General features: G+C 60.6%; 19 protein-coding genes. 13 read left to right on the top strand and 6 right to left on the bottom strand.

Annotated features, from left to right (window positions below; genetic code table 11):
* Nucleotides 1-8 precede the first annotated feature (8 nt).
* From Q5H89_RS20740 to Q5H89_RS20680, 13 genes are all read left to right on the top strand, one after another.
* The gene (locus Q5H89_RS20740; protein ID WP_305021252.1) at nucleotides 9-773 is read left to right on the top strand and encodes a LytTR family transcriptional regulator DNA-binding domain-containing protein; all 765 of its coding nucleotides are present in this window, start codon (nucleotides 9-11) and stop codon (nucleotides 771-773) included.
* Between the two features lie 264 nt (nucleotides 774-1,037).
* Complete coding sequence (locus Q5H89_RS20735; protein ID WP_305021251.1) at nucleotides 1,038-1,823, top strand: hypothetical protein; 786 nt, start codon at nucleotides 1,038-1,040, stop codon at nucleotides 1,821-1,823.
* 50 nt (nucleotides 1,824-1,873) lie between these two features.
* A complete protein-coding gene (locus Q5H89_RS20730; RefSeq protein ID WP_305021250.1) occupies nucleotides 1,874-2,185 on the top strand; it encodes a DUF4134 domain-containing protein in 312 nt (103 codons plus the stop codon).
* A gap of 9 nt (nucleotides 2,186-2,194) precedes the next feature.
* Nucleotides 2,195-2,527, top strand: coding sequence for a DUF4133 domain-containing protein (locus Q5H89_RS20725; RefSeq protein ID WP_305021249.1), 333 nt, complete (start codon nucleotides 2,195-2,197; stop codon nucleotides 2,525-2,527).
* A 28-nt stretch (nucleotides 2,528-2,555) separates the two neighbouring features.
* A complete protein-coding gene (locus tag Q5H89_RS20720; protein ID WP_305021248.1) occupies nucleotides 2,556-5,042 on the top strand; it encodes a TraG family conjugative transposon ATPase in 2,487 nt (828 codons plus the stop codon).
* A 162-nt stretch (nucleotides 5,043-5,204) separates the two neighbouring features.
* A complete protein-coding gene (locus Q5H89_RS20715) occupies nucleotides 5,205-5,636 on the top strand; it encodes a hypothetical protein (RefSeq protein WP_305021247.1) in 432 nt (143 codons plus the stop codon).
* A 30-nt stretch (nucleotides 5,637-5,666) separates the two neighbouring features.
* Entirely contained in the window at nucleotides 5,667-6,314 is a 648-nt protein-coding gene (locus Q5H89_RS20710; protein WP_305021246.1) for a hypothetical protein, read from the top strand.
* A 14-nt stretch (nucleotides 6,315-6,328) separates the two neighbouring features.
* Entirely contained in the window at nucleotides 6,329-6,979 is a 651-nt protein-coding gene (locus Q5H89_RS20705; RefSeq protein ID WP_305021245.1) for a hypothetical protein, read from the top strand.
* Between the two features lie 40 nt (nucleotides 6,980-7,019).
* A complete protein-coding gene (traJ, locus tag Q5H89_RS20700; protein ID WP_305021244.1) occupies nucleotides 7,020-8,162 on the top strand; it encodes a conjugative transposon protein TraJ in 1,143 nt (380 codons plus the stop codon).
* 39 nt (nucleotides 8,163-8,201) lie between these two features.
* Nucleotides 8,202-8,816 (top strand): conjugative transposon protein TraK, encoded by a 615-nt coding sequence (gene traK / locus Q5H89_RS20695; RefSeq protein ID WP_305021243.1) that lies wholly within the window; start codon nucleotides 8,202-8,204, stop codon nucleotides 8,814-8,816.
* Between the two features lie 9 nt (nucleotides 8,817-8,825).
* Complete coding sequence (gene traM, locus Q5H89_RS20690; RefSeq protein WP_305021242.1) at nucleotides 8,826-10,025, top strand: conjugative transposon protein TraM; 1,200 nt, start codon at nucleotides 8,826-8,828, stop codon at nucleotides 10,023-10,025.
* A 12-nt stretch (nucleotides 10,026-10,037) separates the two neighbouring features.
* Entirely contained in the window at nucleotides 10,038-10,901 is an 864-nt protein-coding gene (gene traN / locus Q5H89_RS20685; RefSeq protein WP_196294760.1) for a conjugative transposon protein TraN, read from the top strand.
* A 93-nt stretch (nucleotides 10,902-10,994) separates the two neighbouring features.
* The gene (locus Q5H89_RS20680) at nucleotides 10,995-11,186 is read left to right on the top strand and encodes a hypothetical protein (protein WP_198076838.1); all 192 of its coding nucleotides are present in this window, start codon (nucleotides 10,995-10,997) and stop codon (nucleotides 11,184-11,186) included.
* A gap of 14 nt (nucleotides 11,187-11,200) precedes the next feature.
* Here the strand turns inward: Q5H89_RS20680 and Q5H89_RS20675 are convergent, their stop codons facing one another.
* From Q5H89_RS20675 to Q5H89_RS20650, 6 genes are all read right to left on the bottom strand, one after another.
* Nucleotides 11,201-11,929, bottom strand: a complete 729-nt coding sequence (locus tag Q5H89_RS20675; protein ID WP_305021241.1) for a nucleotidyl transferase AbiEii/AbiGii toxin family protein — start codon at nucleotides 11,927-11,929, stop codon at nucleotides 11,201-11,203.
* 8 nt (nucleotides 11,930-11,937) lie between these two features.
* Nucleotides 11,938-12,288, bottom strand: a complete 351-nt coding sequence (locus tag Q5H89_RS20670) for a DUF6922 domain-containing protein (protein ID WP_196294763.1) — start codon at nucleotides 12,286-12,288, stop codon at nucleotides 11,938-11,940.
* Nucleotides 12,289-12,455: 167 nt separating this feature from the next.
* On the bottom strand, nucleotides 12,456-12,776 hold the full coding sequence (locus tag Q5H89_RS20665) for an antitoxin VbhA family protein (RefSeq protein ID WP_196294764.1): 321 nt from the start codon (nucleotides 12,774-12,776) through the stop codon (nucleotides 12,456-12,458).
* A gap of 68 nt (nucleotides 12,777-12,844) precedes the next feature.
* Nucleotides 12,845-13,936 (bottom strand): Fic/DOC family protein, encoded by a 1,092-nt coding sequence (locus Q5H89_RS20660; RefSeq protein ID WP_305021240.1) that lies wholly within the window; start codon nucleotides 13,934-13,936, stop codon nucleotides 12,845-12,847.
* An 86-nt stretch (nucleotides 13,937-14,022) separates the two neighbouring features.
* Nucleotides 14,023-14,322 carry an antitoxin VbhA family protein gene (locus Q5H89_RS20655; RefSeq protein WP_196294766.1) on the bottom strand — a complete coding sequence of 100 codons (300 nt, stop codon included), beginning with the start codon at nucleotides 14,320-14,322 and terminating at the stop codon, nucleotides 14,023-14,025.
* 63 nt (nucleotides 14,323-14,385) lie between these two features.
* Nucleotides 14,386-14,664, bottom strand: coding sequence for a hypothetical protein (locus Q5H89_RS20650; RefSeq protein WP_305021239.1), 279 nt, complete (start codon nucleotides 14,662-14,664; stop codon nucleotides 14,386-14,388).
* Nucleotides 14,665-14,728 lie beyond the last annotated feature (64 nt).

Raw genomic sequence — 14,728 nt, 5'->3', positions numbered from 1 at the left:
CCCACCCTATGTCTACCATCCTCATAGTTGAAGATGAATTACTTATTGCCGCGGAGATAGAACGCACGCTGGTTCGGCTGGGGCACACCCCGCTCGACCCCGTCGACAACAGCGACGAGGCCCTGCGCGTGCTGGCCACCCAGCCCGTGGAGCTGGTGCTGATGGACATCAACATTGCGGGCGACTGCGACGGCATCGCGGCGGCCCTGCTTATTCGCCGGCAGTTTGCCGTGCCAGTGGTGTTTCTCACGGCCCGCTCCGACGCCGACACCCTGAACCGCGCCAAGCTGGCCCAGCCCTACGGCTATCTGGTCAAGCCCTTCACCGATGATTCGCTGCGGGTGCAGGTCGAGCTGGCGCTCTACAACGCCTACCAGGCCGGCCCTACCGGCCCTGTCTTAGACACCGCCAATGCTGCCGGTACGGAGGTGCTGGGGCCGGCCGAGCGCTGCCCCAAGTTCAAGGACTACCTGTTCGTGCGCAAGGGCTCCGGCCACGTCAAGGTACTGCTCAACGACATTCTCTACTTCGAAGCCCTGCAGAACTACGTGCGCATGCACACCGTGCGGGAAAGCTTCGTATTCGACTCCACTATGAAGGAGCTGGAGCAAAAGCTGCCCGACCAGTTTTTCAAAACCCACCGCTCCCACATCGTGAACCTGGACCACGTACAGGCCTACGAGGAAAGCAGCGTGCTGCTGGGTAAGGAGTACGTACCGGTGAGCCGCTCGTGCAAGGACGAGCTGAAAAGCCGCATTCACTTGGTGGGCTAGCCCCCTATTCAAACGACTATTTTGACGGCACGCAGCCCGGTTTTACCGCCGGAGCTGCGTGCCGTTCGTGTGTCGGGGCTGCACCTCACCATTGAATTCCAACCATTCGTCAACTTTCTACCCAAGCGGTTTATAGCCCGGATAGGTTTGTAGCGTCAAATCACGGTTTGGCAAGTTCACGCCCGGGCCGGTTGGCCTGGGGTGCCACGCTATTTCCCCGCGATGCTCAGCGCCTATTCCTGGGGCCAGTTTGGCCTTTTCGTTTTGGTTGTAGTTGTTCTCTACTACTTGGTAGTGGGCCTGCTCTACTACCGGGTAGAACTCACGGCCCTGCTGACGCCGGGCAAGAAGATGGCCGGTGCCCAGCTCGCCGGCGCGGGCGGCAGCGCGGTGGCTCCGCCCTCGCTGGTGCGCCCCACCTCGGCCTTTGTCAAAGCCACGCCGGCAGCCACGGAAGCCCGAGCAGAAGCCGATGACGCGGAACGTCCCGAAGCCGGCGCGGACCAAAACCTGCCGGCCGCCGCCGAGCCGCTGGTCAGCGGGGCGCTGCCCGATTCCACTGGCACAGCCACTGGCCACGACGAAAGCACCAGTGATACCGCCCCGATGGACACGGCGGCAACTGCAGGCGACGCGGCCCAGGCCCTGGACGAAAACCGCACGGAAGAAGCTGACCAGGCCGATGCGCACCTGGCGGCCCTCGTGCGGCGCGAAGCGCACCAGCTTACACCCGATACAGCGGATGCGGAGGCAGCCGCGGCCGCGGCCCTGGAACCCGAAACGGTGCAGTTACCCCTGGCAGTGGCCAGCTACGAGCCCCTGGCCACGTTCGACGAGCCGGTGGCCTCGCGGCTGGACATTGCCCCGGTGGGCTTACCTAAGCTAGTGGCCGCCGCCTCCGTCGCCGAATACCTGACCCTGCTGCAAGCCGGTCAGCAGCCTACGCCGCCGGTCGAGCTGGCCGGCACCACTCTGGCTGAGCAAATGGCCCAGCAGATGGCCCTCAATCACGCCGAGCTGGATAACCTCTTCGGCCCCGACGACGAGTAGCCCGGCGCTCCTTTCCCACCTCTCTGATTTCCGCTTCCACTCCCTTTGTCATGACTAAGAAACCATTCTTTACCTCACTGGCCCTCGCGGCCCTGTTGCTCAGTTCACACCTGCTCTATGCCCAGGGCGGCAACGGCACAGCCGGCATTCAGGATGCCACCACCCAGGTCACCAGCTACTTCGACCCGCTGACCAAGCTCATGTACGCCATCGGCGCGGTGCTGGGCCTGGTGGGGGCCATCAAGGTGTATGGCAAGTGGAACTCCGGCGACCAGGATACTCAGAAGACGGCCGTCTCGTGGTTTGGCTCCATGATTTTCCTGGTCATCGTGGCCACGGTGGTGCGCTCGTTCTTCCTCTAAGCCGCGGCCATGCCCATCTACGACCTCAATCGCGGCATCAATAAGCCCGTCGAATTCAAGGGGCTGGTGGGCAGCAACATCTACTTCCTGGCCGCCGGCATCGGGCTGGTGTTTGCCCTGTTCGTGACCTGCTACCTGCTGGGCCTGCCGCTCGTGCTCACGGTGCTGGTCACCTTCCTGGCCGGGGGCGGCATGTGGGCCGGGGTCTTCGCCCTGAACCGTCGCTACGGCGAGCACGGGCTGATGAAGGCCGCCGCCCGGCGCTCCTCGCCCAAATACATCACCAACCGGCACAGCCGCTTATTCCAACGCCTCAACGAGGACCCGACCAGCCGCGCCTAGCGGCTGGTTTGGGTGCTTTCTTAAGCTCATGAGCAATAAGGTTCTGCCCTCCGTTTCCCTGGAATCCAAGCAGCCCATCTACAAGGTAGAGAAGGATTGCCTCATCTCGAAGAATGCCGACGTGACCGTGGCCTTCCGGCTGGATTTGCCGGAAATCTTCACCCTCTCGCGCGAGGATTACGCACAGCTGCAGGCCGCCTTCGTGAAGGCCGTGCGCCTGCTGCCCGACCACTGCGTGGTGCACAAGCAGGACTGGTACGTGGAGGATAAGTACGCCCCCGGCTTTGAGGCCGAGCGTACGCTGCTGTCCTCGGCCTACGAGCGCCACTTCAACGAGCGGCCCTTTCTGAATCACTTCTGCTACCTCTACATCACCAAAACCTCGTCGGAGCGGCCCAACTGGGGCAGCACTTCGGGGCTGCTGGCCCGGCGCAACATCGTGCCCAAGGACATGCTCGACACCAAGGTGCTGGAGAGCTTTTTCGACAACGTAGGTCAGTTTGTGCGCACTTTGGAAGGGGTAGGGCCCACCAACGCGCCCTATATCCGCTCGCACCGGCTCACCTCGGATGAGCTGGCCGGCACGCAGGAAAAGGCCGGACTGCTGGAAAAGTACCTGGCGCTGGACCTCTCCGACCAGGCCCTGCAGGTGGACCTGGATTTGACCGAGGGGCTGAAAGTAGGGGCGGAGTTCTGCCAGATGTTCTCGGTGGCCAACCTCGATGACCTGCCCACCTCGGTGGAAACCGACATTCGCTACGAGCAATACAGCACCGAATACTCGGACTTCCCCATTTCGTTTGCCGCGCCGCTGGGGCTGCTGCTGGGTGCCAACCACATCCTGAACCAGTACGTGTTTCTGGACAACACCCAGAAGACAGTCAAGACCTTCGAGCAGAAGAAGGACCGGCTCAACTCGCTCTCGCTCTACTCGCGGCAGAACGCCATCAACTTCGAGTACTACAATGCCTTTCTCAACGAGCTGATTGCCCACAAGCGCCGGCCGGTGCGCGTGCACTGCAACGTGCTCACCTGGGGCCGGCACGAGGAAGAGCTGACCGAAGTGCGCAAGCTGGTAAATGCCGCCTTCAATGCTATGAACTGCAAGCCGCGGCAGAACACCGCGGACATCGCCGCGCTCTACTGGGGCGGCATTCCGGGCAACGCCGGCGACTTCCCTTCAGAGGAAACCTTCTACACCTTCATCGAGCAGGCCGTCTGCTTCTGGGCCTCTGAAACCAACTACCGCTCCACCGGGGCCACCAAGGGCATCAAGCTCTCCGACCGGCTCACGGGCAAACCCGTGCTGGTGGACATTTCGGATGAGCCGATGAAGAAGCAAATCATCTTCAACCGCAACAAGTTTGTGCTCGGCCCCTCGGGCTCGGGCAAGTCGTTTTTCACCAACCATATGGTGCGCCAGTATTACGAGCAGGGCGCGCACGTGCTGCTGGTCGACACCGGCAACTCCTACAAGGGCCTGTGTGAGCTGGTGGGCGGGGTGTACTTCACCTACGAGGAAGACGACCCGATTGCCTTCAACCCCTTCCTGATTTCAGGCAAGCTGGACGTCGAGAAGAAGGAATCCATCAAAACGCTACTGCAGGCGCTCTGGAAAAAGGACGACGAAAGCGTGAGTCAGTCGGAATACGTGTCGCTCTCCACGGCCGTCAGCCTGTACTATGTAATGCTGGAAGCCAATGCGCTTATTAGGCCGAGCTTCAACACGTTCTACGAGTTTGTTAAAGGACCTTATCGCAAGATTCTGGAAGAGGAAAAGGTCCGGGAGAAGGATTTCGACATCGATAACTTCATCTACGTGCTCAAGCCCTACTACCGGGGCGGCGAGTACGACTACCTGCTCAACTCCGAGAAGGAGTTGGACCTGGTGCAGGCCCCCTTCATCGTGTTCGAGCTGGACAACATCAAGGACCACCCCATCCTGTTTCCGGTGGTCACGCTCATTATCATGGAAACCTTCATCTCCAAGATGCGCAAGCTGAAGGGGGTGCGGAAAATGATTCTGATTGAGGAAGCCTGGAAGGCGCTGACTACGCCGGGCATGGCCGCCTACATCAAGTATCTCTTTAAGACGGTGCGCAAATTTTTCGGCGAGGCCATCGTGGTGACGCAGGAAATCGACGACATCATCGGCAACGAGATTGTCAAGGATGCCATCATCAACAACTCGGACTGCAAGATTCTGCTCGACCAGCGCAAGTTCATCAACCGCTTCGATGAGATTCAGGCGCTGCTCTCGCTCACGCCCAAGGAAAAAGACCTGGTGCTGAGCATCAACCGCGACAACAAAGCCACGCGGGGCCGCTACACGGAGGTATTCATCAGCCTGGGTGGGGTCGTGTCGAAAGTGTACGCCATCGAGGTGTCCAAGGAAGAATACGTGACCTACACCACCGAGGAAACCGAGAAAGTGCGGCTGTTTGAGAAGCTCAAGCAGACCGGCGACATGCCCACGGCCATCAAGCTTTTCGCCAATGAGCTGCGCGAAGGGTAGGGCGGCTGATTTCAACCAAAGGGAAAAATCATGAAAACGAAAATCACGCTTCCAATACTAGGCTTGGCCACTTTGCTAATTGGCTGCGGCTCCGACAAGGCTACGACGGCGATGGACAATAGAGCCGTCGAAACAGCTCCTCCAACCGTTTCCACCTCCCCCGTGGCCGTGGCCGCCGTGGCGTTTGCCGATAGCTTAGCGTCGGCTCCCAAAGCCGAAAAAGCTGACATCACCGCCGCCCGGTCTTTCGCGCAGGCCGTGAATACCTGGGAGACCAGCGACCTGAACGGTGCGGTGAAGGAGCACCCCGTGGTGGCCAACATCTGGAAGCGCTACCGCTACGTGCTGCGCACGGTAGTCCGCTCGCGGGGCATGAATCGCGTGAAGCCCGAAGATGTGGTCACTTGGAACGGCTTTACGCCGCAGTGCGAAGAAGCCATGAAAATGCTGCTGCCGCTCACCCAGGAGCCCAACGTGACGGCCACCCAGGCGCTGCCGACGCTACAGAGCGTGGATTCTGGTATCGGCCGGGTGCGCTTCGCGGCTGAGCGGCACATGATGTACCTGGAGCACCCCTACACGCGGACACTTTAGCGTCTTCTCTGTCAATCACTTGCCTTCCATATGAAAACGAAGATTGGCATCCTCAGCCTGGCGCTGCTGGGCCTCAACGCCTCAAAAGCGTCGGCCCAGCTGGTAGTAACGGCCCCGGTATTGGAAGTGCAAAGCGGCGTACAAACCGGCCTGCAGAACACCATGAAGGGGCTGGAATCGGCAGCCAACAAGCTGGTGGCCCTGGGCGTGAAAGAACAGGAGCTGACCAAGACCTATTCGCTCAAGAACATGGAGCAGCACAAGGCCTGGTACGACGGGCTGCTGAAAGTGAGCAGCGCGGTGCGCGACTACCGCCGGGTGCGTGCCATTTACGCCAAGCAAACCCAGATTATCTCGACCTACTCCTCGGCTATCAACGTGTTGCGCACCTCGCGCTACATCACGCCGGCCCAGCTGACGGAGATGGTGTCCATCTACACGAAGATGCTGGCCGAAGGAGCCAACACCGTGTCTGACCTGGCCACCATCACCAGCCCGTCCATGCTCAAGATGACCGACGCGGAGCGGATGGAGTTCATCGACACGCTGGACGCCAAAATCACGGACCAGCTGGGCCTGGTCAACTACTTCACCCGGCGCAACATGATGGTGCTCAAAACGGCCCAACAGGTTGAGCAGGACCACCAGGCGCTGCTCAGCCTCATGGGCGCGCACTAGCCCTTCCTCTTCTGATGAAAGCATCCATCACCATGTTGTTGCTTGGCCTAGGGCTGAGCGCGCAGCAGAGTTTTGCCCAAGCTCCGGCCGTTATTTCCGCGCCCATCGCCGAATCCAGCTCGCGCAAGCAGATTGTGCACCAGGGCGTATCGACCACGCTGCTGGGGCGGGGCAAGGCCCTGGCCGGCGATATGCAGGTGGTAAGCGGCAAGATTAAGGGCATCGTGGACCAGACGCAGGCCCTGCACGCGCAGTGGTACAGCAGTTTGCTACAGATAAGCGCGGGGGTGCGCAACTACCGCCGGGTGCGGGAAATCTACGCCGCGCAGGCCTCAATGATTTCGCAGTTCAGCTCGGGTGTGGCCGACCTGCGCGGGCGCGGCCTCTCCCCCAATCAGGTAACCGAAGCGGCGCAGGTGTACCAAGTACTGCTGCAGGAAAACGTGGCCCTGATTGGCGAGCTGGCCACCATTATGACCACGAACCGGGCGGAAATGACGGACCCGCAGCGCATCAAGTTCATCAACAAGATTGGCGACAAGATGCAGCAGCAGCAATACCTGATGACCTATTACACCAATAAATGCCGCGCTGTGGCCCTATCCCAGCAGCAGGCTATTCAGGACCGGGCGTCGGTGCTCACCCTCGTGGGCGCCAAGCAGTAGCCCTTTCGCTTTCATCCACTAGCCCCCAACCCACCCGACTATGGAAATGAATTCCATCACCGCGCAAATGCTCGAAATGGAGCATATGCTTAGCCGGCTTTATGATTCCATGCTGCCCCTGGTGGCGCAGTTCGTGACCCTGGGCCGGGCCGTGGGCGGGGTGGGAGCCCTCATTTTCATCAGCTCCCGGGTGTGGGGCCACATTGCCCGCGCCGAGCCTATCGACCTGTATCCGTTGCTGCGCCCATTTCTAATTGGGCTGGCCATCCTGCTGTTTCCGCAGCTGCTCGGCGGCCTGCGCGGCATCACCGGCGCGCTGGCATCGAGCACGGACTCGGTGCGAGTGGACCAGACCACCCAGATAACCGCTTTGCAGGACCAGAAAAAAGCCTTGTTAGCCGCCCGACCCGAAAACAAGTACTTCGCCACGGACGAGGCTTATGAGAAGCGGCTCGACGAACTGGGCATGATGAACATGGGGCAGCAGCTGTCGCTCTCGTTCGACAAGCTCAAGTACGACGTGAATCAGAACTTCCGCGAGTGGATGAAGAATACGCTGGAGCTGTTCCACGTGGCGGCCCGGCTGCTTATCAACGTGCTGGCCACCTTCCTGCTCATCGTCCTGTCGGTGCTGGGGCCGCTCACTTTTGGGTTGGCCATCTTCCCGGGCTTCGGCAATTCCATTCCCAAATGGCTGGGGCAATTCATCACCATTAGCCTATGGGTGCCCGTGGCCAACATTTTCGGGGCTATCATGGGCCAGTTTCAGATAATGATGCTGCAGGGTGATATCACCCGCCTGACTTCCAATCAGGGCGTTGACTCGGCCGACTTCGGCTACCTCGTCTTTTTGTGCATTGCCATCACGGGCTACCTGATTATCCCCTTCATCACCGATATGATGATTGCGGCCTCCGGGGCCGGCATGGCCGCCCGGGCCATGCAATCGGCCATGAGTGGTGGGGCGGCCATGGCCGGCGCGGCGGCAGGTTCGGCAGGCCGGGCGGGCGCGGCCGGCGTATCCGGGGCCGCTTCGGGCCTGGGGGCGGCAGTTGGAGCAGGTCAAGCCGTGGCCGGCAATGGCGCTTCAAGCAACATGACGCGGAGTGAGGCCGCTGGCCACCGGGCCGGCACGGCCGTGCGCGAGCGGGCGGCCAGCTTCGTCAACCGCCTACGGGGCTAGCCCTGGTTGCGCGGTCATTTCCCACCATTTCCTTTTCCCATGTTCGCTTCCCTCAAAACCATCGACTCGGCTTTTCAGCAGGTCAAAACCCTGGCGCTGCTCTTCATTGTGGCCGTGCTGGTACTGGCTGGCGCCATCGCCTACTTCGCCTTCCAAACTACCAACGCCGCGGCCAATCGCATTTACGTGCTGGAAGGCGGGCAGCTGCTCACGGCCGGAGCACGGGATGCACGGGCTAACCGGCCGGTGGAGGCCCGCAGCCACGTTACGCGCTTCCACGAGTTGTTTTTCACGCTCGACCCTGACCAGAAAGCCATCGACAGCAACGTCAATAAGGCCCTATACCTGGCTGATAACTCGGCCAAACGGCAGTACGAGAACTTCAAGGAGAAGGGCTTCTATAACGACCTGATTGCCGCCAACATCAGCCTGGAAATGACGGTGGATAGCGTGGTAGTGACCAATTCGCGCCCGATGGTGGCGCGGTGCTACGGGCACCAGCGCGTCATTCGGGCCACCTCGGTTACCACCCGCAACTTCTTCTCCGAGTGCTCGCTGCGCGACGTGACCCGCTCGGAAAATAACCCCCACGGCTTCCTGATGGAGAACTGGCGGGTGCTGAAGAACGAGGATTTGAACACCCAGCCCCGCTAACCCGCTCCTATGGAAACCAAACCGCACGACGCCCAATTTCTCCGCACCCGCAAGATGGCCACCTTCCTGCCGGTGGTGGGCGTGCCCTTTATGGCCGTGATGTTCTACCTGGGCGGGGGCGGCCAGGGCACGCCGGCGGCAGCGCAGAACACCGAAACCGGCTTCAACACCAACTTACCCAAAGCCGAGAAGGGCACCATTACCAACAGCAAGCTCGAAGCCTACGCCAGCCCGGTTGATACCCTGCGCAACCGGGGCCTGGTCGATGCACGCCTCGATACGACTTCGGGCTCGGGCCTTTCCTACGCGGTGGGGGCCGATGGCAAGACGGGACCCAACGGCTCCGTCGATAAGTCGGTGGTTGAGGCCCAGCAGCAGCTCATTGCCGCACAGCAGGCGCAGATGAACGGCGGAGTTGCGCCCGGCACCGTAGTCCCTGCCACAACAGCCCCAGGGGCCCTCACCCCGCAGGAACAAATGGAGCTAATGCGCAGCCAGCACGAACGCGACCTGGCCGAGCAGAAAGCCCAGCTGCAAATGGCGGCACTGCTGGCCCAATCGAACAGTGCCGGTGGGGGAGGAGCGGCCCCGCGCACGGTTGCAGCCCTACCGAAAAAGAAGAAACCTACCACCCGGTTGCGGGCCATCGATGATGATGCCGTGGTGTCACGCCTGGGCTCCAACGGGCCGGGGCGCAAGCGCACGGCCTCTTTTCAGGGCTTTGATGCTGAAACCGGCACGGGTGGCGACGGAAACACCCTACCGGCCGTCATCCACGAATCGCAGGAAGTGGTCAGTGGCTCACTGGTGAAAATGCGCCTCACCGAGTCGGCCGTCATCAATGGCCACTCTCTGCCAGCCAACACCTTTATCTATGGCAAGTGCAGCCTGGCTGGCGAGCGGCTCAGCATTGCCATTGAAACCCTCAAATCGGGCAACAGTGTGTTTCCGGCGGCGCTGGAAGTGTACGACGTGGATGGGCTGGAAGGCCTGCACATTCCCGGCGCCATTACCCGCGATGCCGCAAAACAGGCTGGTGCCGAAGGACTCGGTGCGGCCGACATGATGACGATGAGCGCCGACCCAGCCATGGCCGCGGCAGGCGTGGCGGTTAGCGCCGTGAAAGGCATTGGCCAGAAGAAAATCCGCTTGGTCAAAGTCCGCCTGAAGGCCGGCTACAACGTGATGCTCAAAGTAGATAAAGACTAACGACTCCTTCCCATGAAAACCACCCTATTTGCTACCAGCGCCCTTTTACTCGGCCTGGCGGCTGTTCCGGTGCAGGCCCAGACCTCGGCCGCCCGGATGCTGCAATACTCGGAAGCCAATAAGCTGCCGACCTATCCGCTCTATATCAGCGACCAGAAAACGACTCATCTAGTGTTCCCTTTTCCTATCACTTACGTCGACCTGGGCAGCTCGGGCCTGATTGCGGCCAAGGCCACCGGCGCGGAAAATATCGTGCGGGTGAAAGCCGCTTCGGCCGGCTTTCCGGAATCGAACATGACGGTGCTCACCTCGGATGGAAAGCTGTACTCCTTCGTGGTGAACTACCAGCACGACCCTAAGGTGCTCAGCCTCGACCTGGGCGCGGCCGGCTCGGCTTCGTCGGCGCAAGGGGAAGCCATTTTATCGAACTCGCCCATCCCGCAGGGCAATCTGGATGCCTACTCCCGGCAAGCGCTGGCGGCGGGCGGTACCTCGGCCAGCGAGAGTGCCAACCAACTCAGCGTGCGTGCCGGCAACGTGGGCTACAAGCAGGAAACCCTGTTTTTTCCGCTGCACGTTGCCAACAAATCGAACGTGACTTACGACGTGGACTTCGTCAAATTCTACATTCAGGATAAGCAGGTGGCCAAGCGCACGGCCGAGCAGGCCTTAGAAATCACGCCCATTTACGTCTTCAATGGGGGCCTGAAAAAGATTGACGCCAAAGGCCAGCTCGAACAGGTCTACATCTTCAAGAAATTCACCATCCCCGAGCAAAAGCAGCTCATCATCGAGGTGTACGAAAAGGGCGGCGGGCGCAACGTCAAGCTCAAGCTTACCAACGCCGACCTGCTCAAAGCCCGGACTTTCAAATAGGCATTGTCAAGCTCAGCAGCTGGGCAGAAGCAACGAAAAGTGCCCACACTGCGTTGCCTGCCTAGTTAGTGTGAAGATTTAACCCGTGTTGGTATGCGTAGCTTCCTGATTTTCGCGGCGATTATCGCCTTTCTGTATTCGTCTTGGGCTCCCAGTTGGGGCAGCACTGCCGCCACCTGGGGGCTGGTGCTCTTTGGCCTAAGCAAGTTCTGGGGACTTTCCAGTAAGGTCACGCCGCCCAACCGCAATCCATACAATCCCTACGAGCGGTACAAGCCTTTCTAGGCTATTTCTGCTGCTTATAGCTTAAGCCCCCGGCGCTTCGGCTCGGGGGCTTTTTGTTGGTCTGGCAGTAAGGCTTTGGCATTTTCCTCTGCCAGTGGCCCCAGCACCGGCATCACTAGCCGCTGCTCCACGATGGGTGGAAACAGGAGGTCGGGGCTGCGCTGCATCTGCTCCAGGCGCGCGGCAATGGCCGGCCAGCGGTAACCCTGCATTTCGGGCTTCATGTTAAAGTCGATGTCGCCGTGGAAGGCCAGGGCGCGGGGCACTTCGGATGATGATGTATTAAAGCGGCCTTCATAGGCTTGGCGCATCTGGTTCAGAGTGAGCTTTTCGCTCAGCGCGGCCACGTCCACGAAGTCGCGGAGCCTTTCGCCGCTCATCACCACACCGGCCAGCTTCATAGCGCCCAGGTCTTCGAGTGAAGCCATACGAATGTTGGAGTCGGGATAGAGCACGGGCGGTCGTAACAGCGGGAAGCCATAATTCACCACATCGGTTTTCACCTGGCCGATGACACCCTGAATGGCGGCTTTGTCCCATTCCGGCTCCTGGGCCCGCATTCGTTGGAGCGCGCCGTCGGCCCGCATCTTATATTTGCTTATCAGCAGGTCCTTGATTTCTCCGTCAATCGGGGTGGGGCCGTCCGAAAACAGGTCGAGGTCGCGGCTGCGACGGTGACCCAGATGTAACGCCAAAGCCGTTCCCCCTACCAGGACGAACGGCTTCAGCAAGGGCTCCTGCATGAGCTGCGCTAGGAGTTGAAGGTTTGCGGTATCGACTGCTTGCGCTGGTAGCATCTAAGCGTTTCCTTTTCGATGTGGAAGAACTGGCATACGGCCGCAATGGCGGCATCCGACATATAGGGTACCGTTTCAACGATTTCCTGCACGCGGGGCCTGCCGTAATATTCCAGCATGGCGGCCCAGTCTTCTTTGCTCCCGCGCTGAATGACGCGCTGCACGATGGTACGCGCCATGGCCTGCGGGTCGATGGTATCGGGGTCTACGTCCCACAATAGCGTTGGCAGGTGCTCGGCCAGGGGGGCCGGTACGACCTGCGGCTCGGGCGTTGCAACCGTAGCAGAAGGGGTGAGCTTTTCCATGAGTACAGGATATGTGAGCCCGGGCTATTAGCCTTTCGTGTGACAGGGAAGCATATTCCCGAAAGCTGGATTGGGAACCAGAGGGAGAAAGCCAATAGCAGTCCCTATTCTATTTAAACACCTTTTCAGGCCCTATAGTTGCGCTAAATCAGCCGGACTCAGTAAAGCTACGGCAGGCGAGGGCCTACGCTCGATTCATCAAAGTGCAGATATGGGTCGTACTGATGGGCCGGCTCTACTTGCGGGCCTGCTCCGGGCGCATACCTAGCGAAAGGGTCAAAGCCGGGAGCTGGCTGGTACTCGGCGTCGAGCGCGGCCGACAATTGCGCCAGGTCAATCTGCCCGGCAATGTATTGGTTCTGCAACTCCACCAGAAGCGTCGAGGGCGGTCGATTTTGACTCATTGACACGCCAACTGCAAACTTTACCACCTCGCGACGCTGCTGCTTGATTTGCTCGTTTTCGGAGAAATAGAGTGCTTTTTCCACCAATACAAGATACGAATAAAAGCTCGCACCGGCGTCCTGGGAGGCAACAAATCAGCTCTATTTCGAACTCACAGCTTTGGGCCTCGACGCTTTAACTCCGGTGCTTTTTGCAGCGGCTCGTCTTTACTGGCTACGGGTATTTTCGGTGGTTCCGGGCCGGCGGATGGCGCGGCCTGCAGCGGCGGCCCGACTACCAGCAACACCACCGTAACCAGGGGGAGTGCCCGCAGCAGCCGCGCCACGCGCTGGCGCAGGCGGGCATCTTCCATCTTGGCGGGCATTTCCTGAAGCAGTTCGGCTCCGGTTTTCAGGATGGCCAGCCGTGCGGGCTGCTGCGCATCGGGGTGCACCACGCCGCGGGTGCCCTGCATAATCTGCCGGGCTACCCCCGTGTGACGCCCTCCCAGCAGTGCCCGCCAGATGGGCTCCTGACTCTGCTGCACCTCGCGCATGGCGTCCACCCGGCGCAGAAACTCGGGCACGGCCACGGGCGCGGCCGGGGCTAGCACCAATTCCGGGAGCGGCGTGGTAATCTGGCCAAAAAAGGCGCGGAGCGGCTGCAAATCGGTTTCCGGGTTCCCGGTGGGCCGTAGAATAGCATAGTCCCGGGCCTGGTTGTATTGCTTGGGGTGCGACTGCGCAACGAGGTTCACGTCGTAGCCGGCATTCTCCGCCAGCACTTGAAAAGCCGCGCCCAAGGTCCGGCCATTGCCCTCCCGAAAGGCGTGGGCGTAGTTGTACTGGTCGAAATAGTAGGCCGCCCGGGCCACGAACTGGTCTTTATCCAGCCCCTTCAGAAAGCGCTCAGCGGCCAGCTGTTGCCCGATGGCATCCAGGTGCGCGGGCAGTTGCTGGTAGCTGCCAAAGTACATGGTGTACAGGCCGGGACCGTCCTTATCGGCCGATGTTGACTTGGTAGCCTGAAACTCGCCCCAGGCGCGCGTTTCGCCGGCCCACGGGTACACATCCTGAAAAAGGTGGCGGTGCAATGCCTGCAGGCCCTGGGCATTGTGAGGCGTCACTTCCACGTGGCCGGCCAGTACCTCCAGCAGGCGGAAGTGGAAGCGGTTGCCTTCGACCTCGGCCAGCTTGTCCTCATCGGCAATGTTGAGCTTATTAATCAGGACACCGGTGTGGGAGTCGGTAAAACCGTCAGTCATAGAGGAAACCTGCGCGGGAACTGGGTAAGCAAGCAAAACGCCCCACCAACCGGCAGGGCGTTAGCGAATAGAATTGAAGCGAAGGGCTAGTGCGATAAAGAGCGGGCCTTGGTCACGGCGGGAGCCGGCCGGGGTGCCACCGCCAGGATGCCATCGGCTCCCCGCGTGGGTATCGGCTTCTGAGTCTGGGCTTGGTAATGCGCGTCAAGCTGCGCGTTAACCTCGGCCAGACTCAGCTCGCCGTTGATGTAGCGCTGGCTCAGCTGCTCGGCAAAGGGGCTCAGCTTGCGGTCCTGGGTTGCGTTCAGTGCGGCTGCCCGGTCCGACAGCGCCTGGCGCTGCTCGCGGGTTGCTTCCTTGGGGCCGAATTTTACGAGGGTATCCATGCTGTTTTGCCTGAGTGGTCTACTACGGCAAACGAAAGTTAGGCAAAAATGTGCCAAACCGGGCTACTGCTTCGACCTGGCCGCCTGTGCATCGGCCAGGGCCGCATCCAGCACCGTCTGCACGGGCACGGCCAGCAGCTCGGCTACCCGGAGCGCCTCGGCCACGGTCAGGCCGGAGGGGTCGGCTTCGCGCTGCTTAATGGTGCGATAGGTCATTTGCAGGTGTTCCTGTAACTCGCGCTCGGTGAAGGAGAAGCGGCCGTGGCGCAGCAGGTGGCTGAACTGCTGGCCCGCCGGCGGGGTAGCACTGGGCGGAACCGTGACAGAAGATGAGGTTTTCATGCAAGCAGTATAACGCTTCCCGGCGTCACGGGAATAGAAGCAGCAGGGTAATGCGCTACTACCT

This window comes from Hymenobacter cheonanensis, assembly GCF_030581075.1.
Taxonomy (GTDB): domain Bacteria; phylum Bacteroidota; class Bacteroidia; order Cytophagales; family Hymenobacteraceae; genus Hymenobacter.
The sequence above is the reverse complement of the archived record's forward strand: the minus strand, read 5'-3'. Positions and strand labels throughout refer to the sequence as shown.

Excerpts from the sequence above, each read along its gene's own strand:
- Q5H89_RS20740 (WP_305021252.1), top strand. The coding sequence starts at position 9 with ATGTCTACCATCCTCATAGTTGAAGATGAATTACTTATTGCCGCGGAG.
- Q5H89_RS20660 (WP_305021240.1), bottom strand. The coding sequence starts at position 13,936 with ATGACTGACGGTTTTACCGACTCCCACACCGGTGTCCTGATTAATAAG.
- Q5H89_RS20725 (WP_305021249.1), top strand. The coding sequence starts at position 2,195 with ATGCCCATCTACGACCTCAATCGCGGCATCAATAAGCCCGTCGAATTC.
- traM (WP_305021242.1), top strand. The coding sequence starts at position 8,826 with ATGGAAACCAAACCGCACGACGCCCAATTTCTCCGCACCCGCAAGATG.
- Q5H89_RS20730 (WP_305021250.1), top strand. The coding sequence starts at position 1,874 with ATGACTAAGAAACCATTCTTTACCTCACTGGCCCTCGCGGCCCTGTTG.
- Q5H89_RS20720 (WP_305021248.1), top strand. The coding sequence starts at position 2,556 with ATGAGCAATAAGGTTCTGCCCTCCGTTTCCCTGGAATCCAAGCAGCCC.
- Q5H89_RS20670 (WP_196294763.1), bottom strand. The coding sequence starts at position 12,288 with ATGGAAAAGCTCACCCCTTCTGCTACGGTTGCAACGCCCGAGCCGCAG.
- Q5H89_RS20680 (WP_198076838.1), top strand. The coding sequence starts at position 10,995 with ATGCGTAGCTTCCTGATTTTCGCGGCGATTATCGCCTTTCTGTATTCG.
- traJ (WP_305021244.1), top strand. The coding sequence starts at position 7,020 with ATGGAAATGAATTCCATCACCGCGCAAATGCTCGAAATGGAGCATATG.
- traN (WP_196294760.1), top strand. The coding sequence starts at position 10,038 with ATGAAAACCACCCTATTTGCTACCAGCGCCCTTTTACTCGGCCTGGCG.
- Q5H89_RS20710 (WP_305021246.1), top strand. The coding sequence starts at position 5,667 with ATGAAAACGAAGATTGGCATCCTCAGCCTGGCGCTGCTGGGCCTCAAC.
- Q5H89_RS20675 (WP_305021241.1), bottom strand. The coding sequence starts at position 11,929 with ATGCAGGAGCCCTTGCTGAAGCCGTTCGTCCTGGTAGGGGGAACGGCT.
- traK (WP_305021243.1), top strand. The coding sequence starts at position 8,202 with ATGTTCGCTTCCCTCAAAACCATCGACTCGGCTTTTCAGCAGGTCAAA.
- Q5H89_RS20650 (WP_305021239.1), bottom strand. The coding sequence starts at position 14,664 with ATGAAAACCTCATCTTCTGTCACGGTTCCGCCCAGTGCTACCCCGCCG.
- Q5H89_RS20705 (WP_305021245.1), top strand. The coding sequence starts at position 6,329 with ATGAAAGCATCCATCACCATGTTGTTGCTTGGCCTAGGGCTGAGCGCG.
- Q5H89_RS20655 (WP_196294766.1), bottom strand. The coding sequence starts at position 14,322 with ATGGATACCCTCGTAAAATTCGGCCCCAAGGAAGCAACCCGCGAGCAG.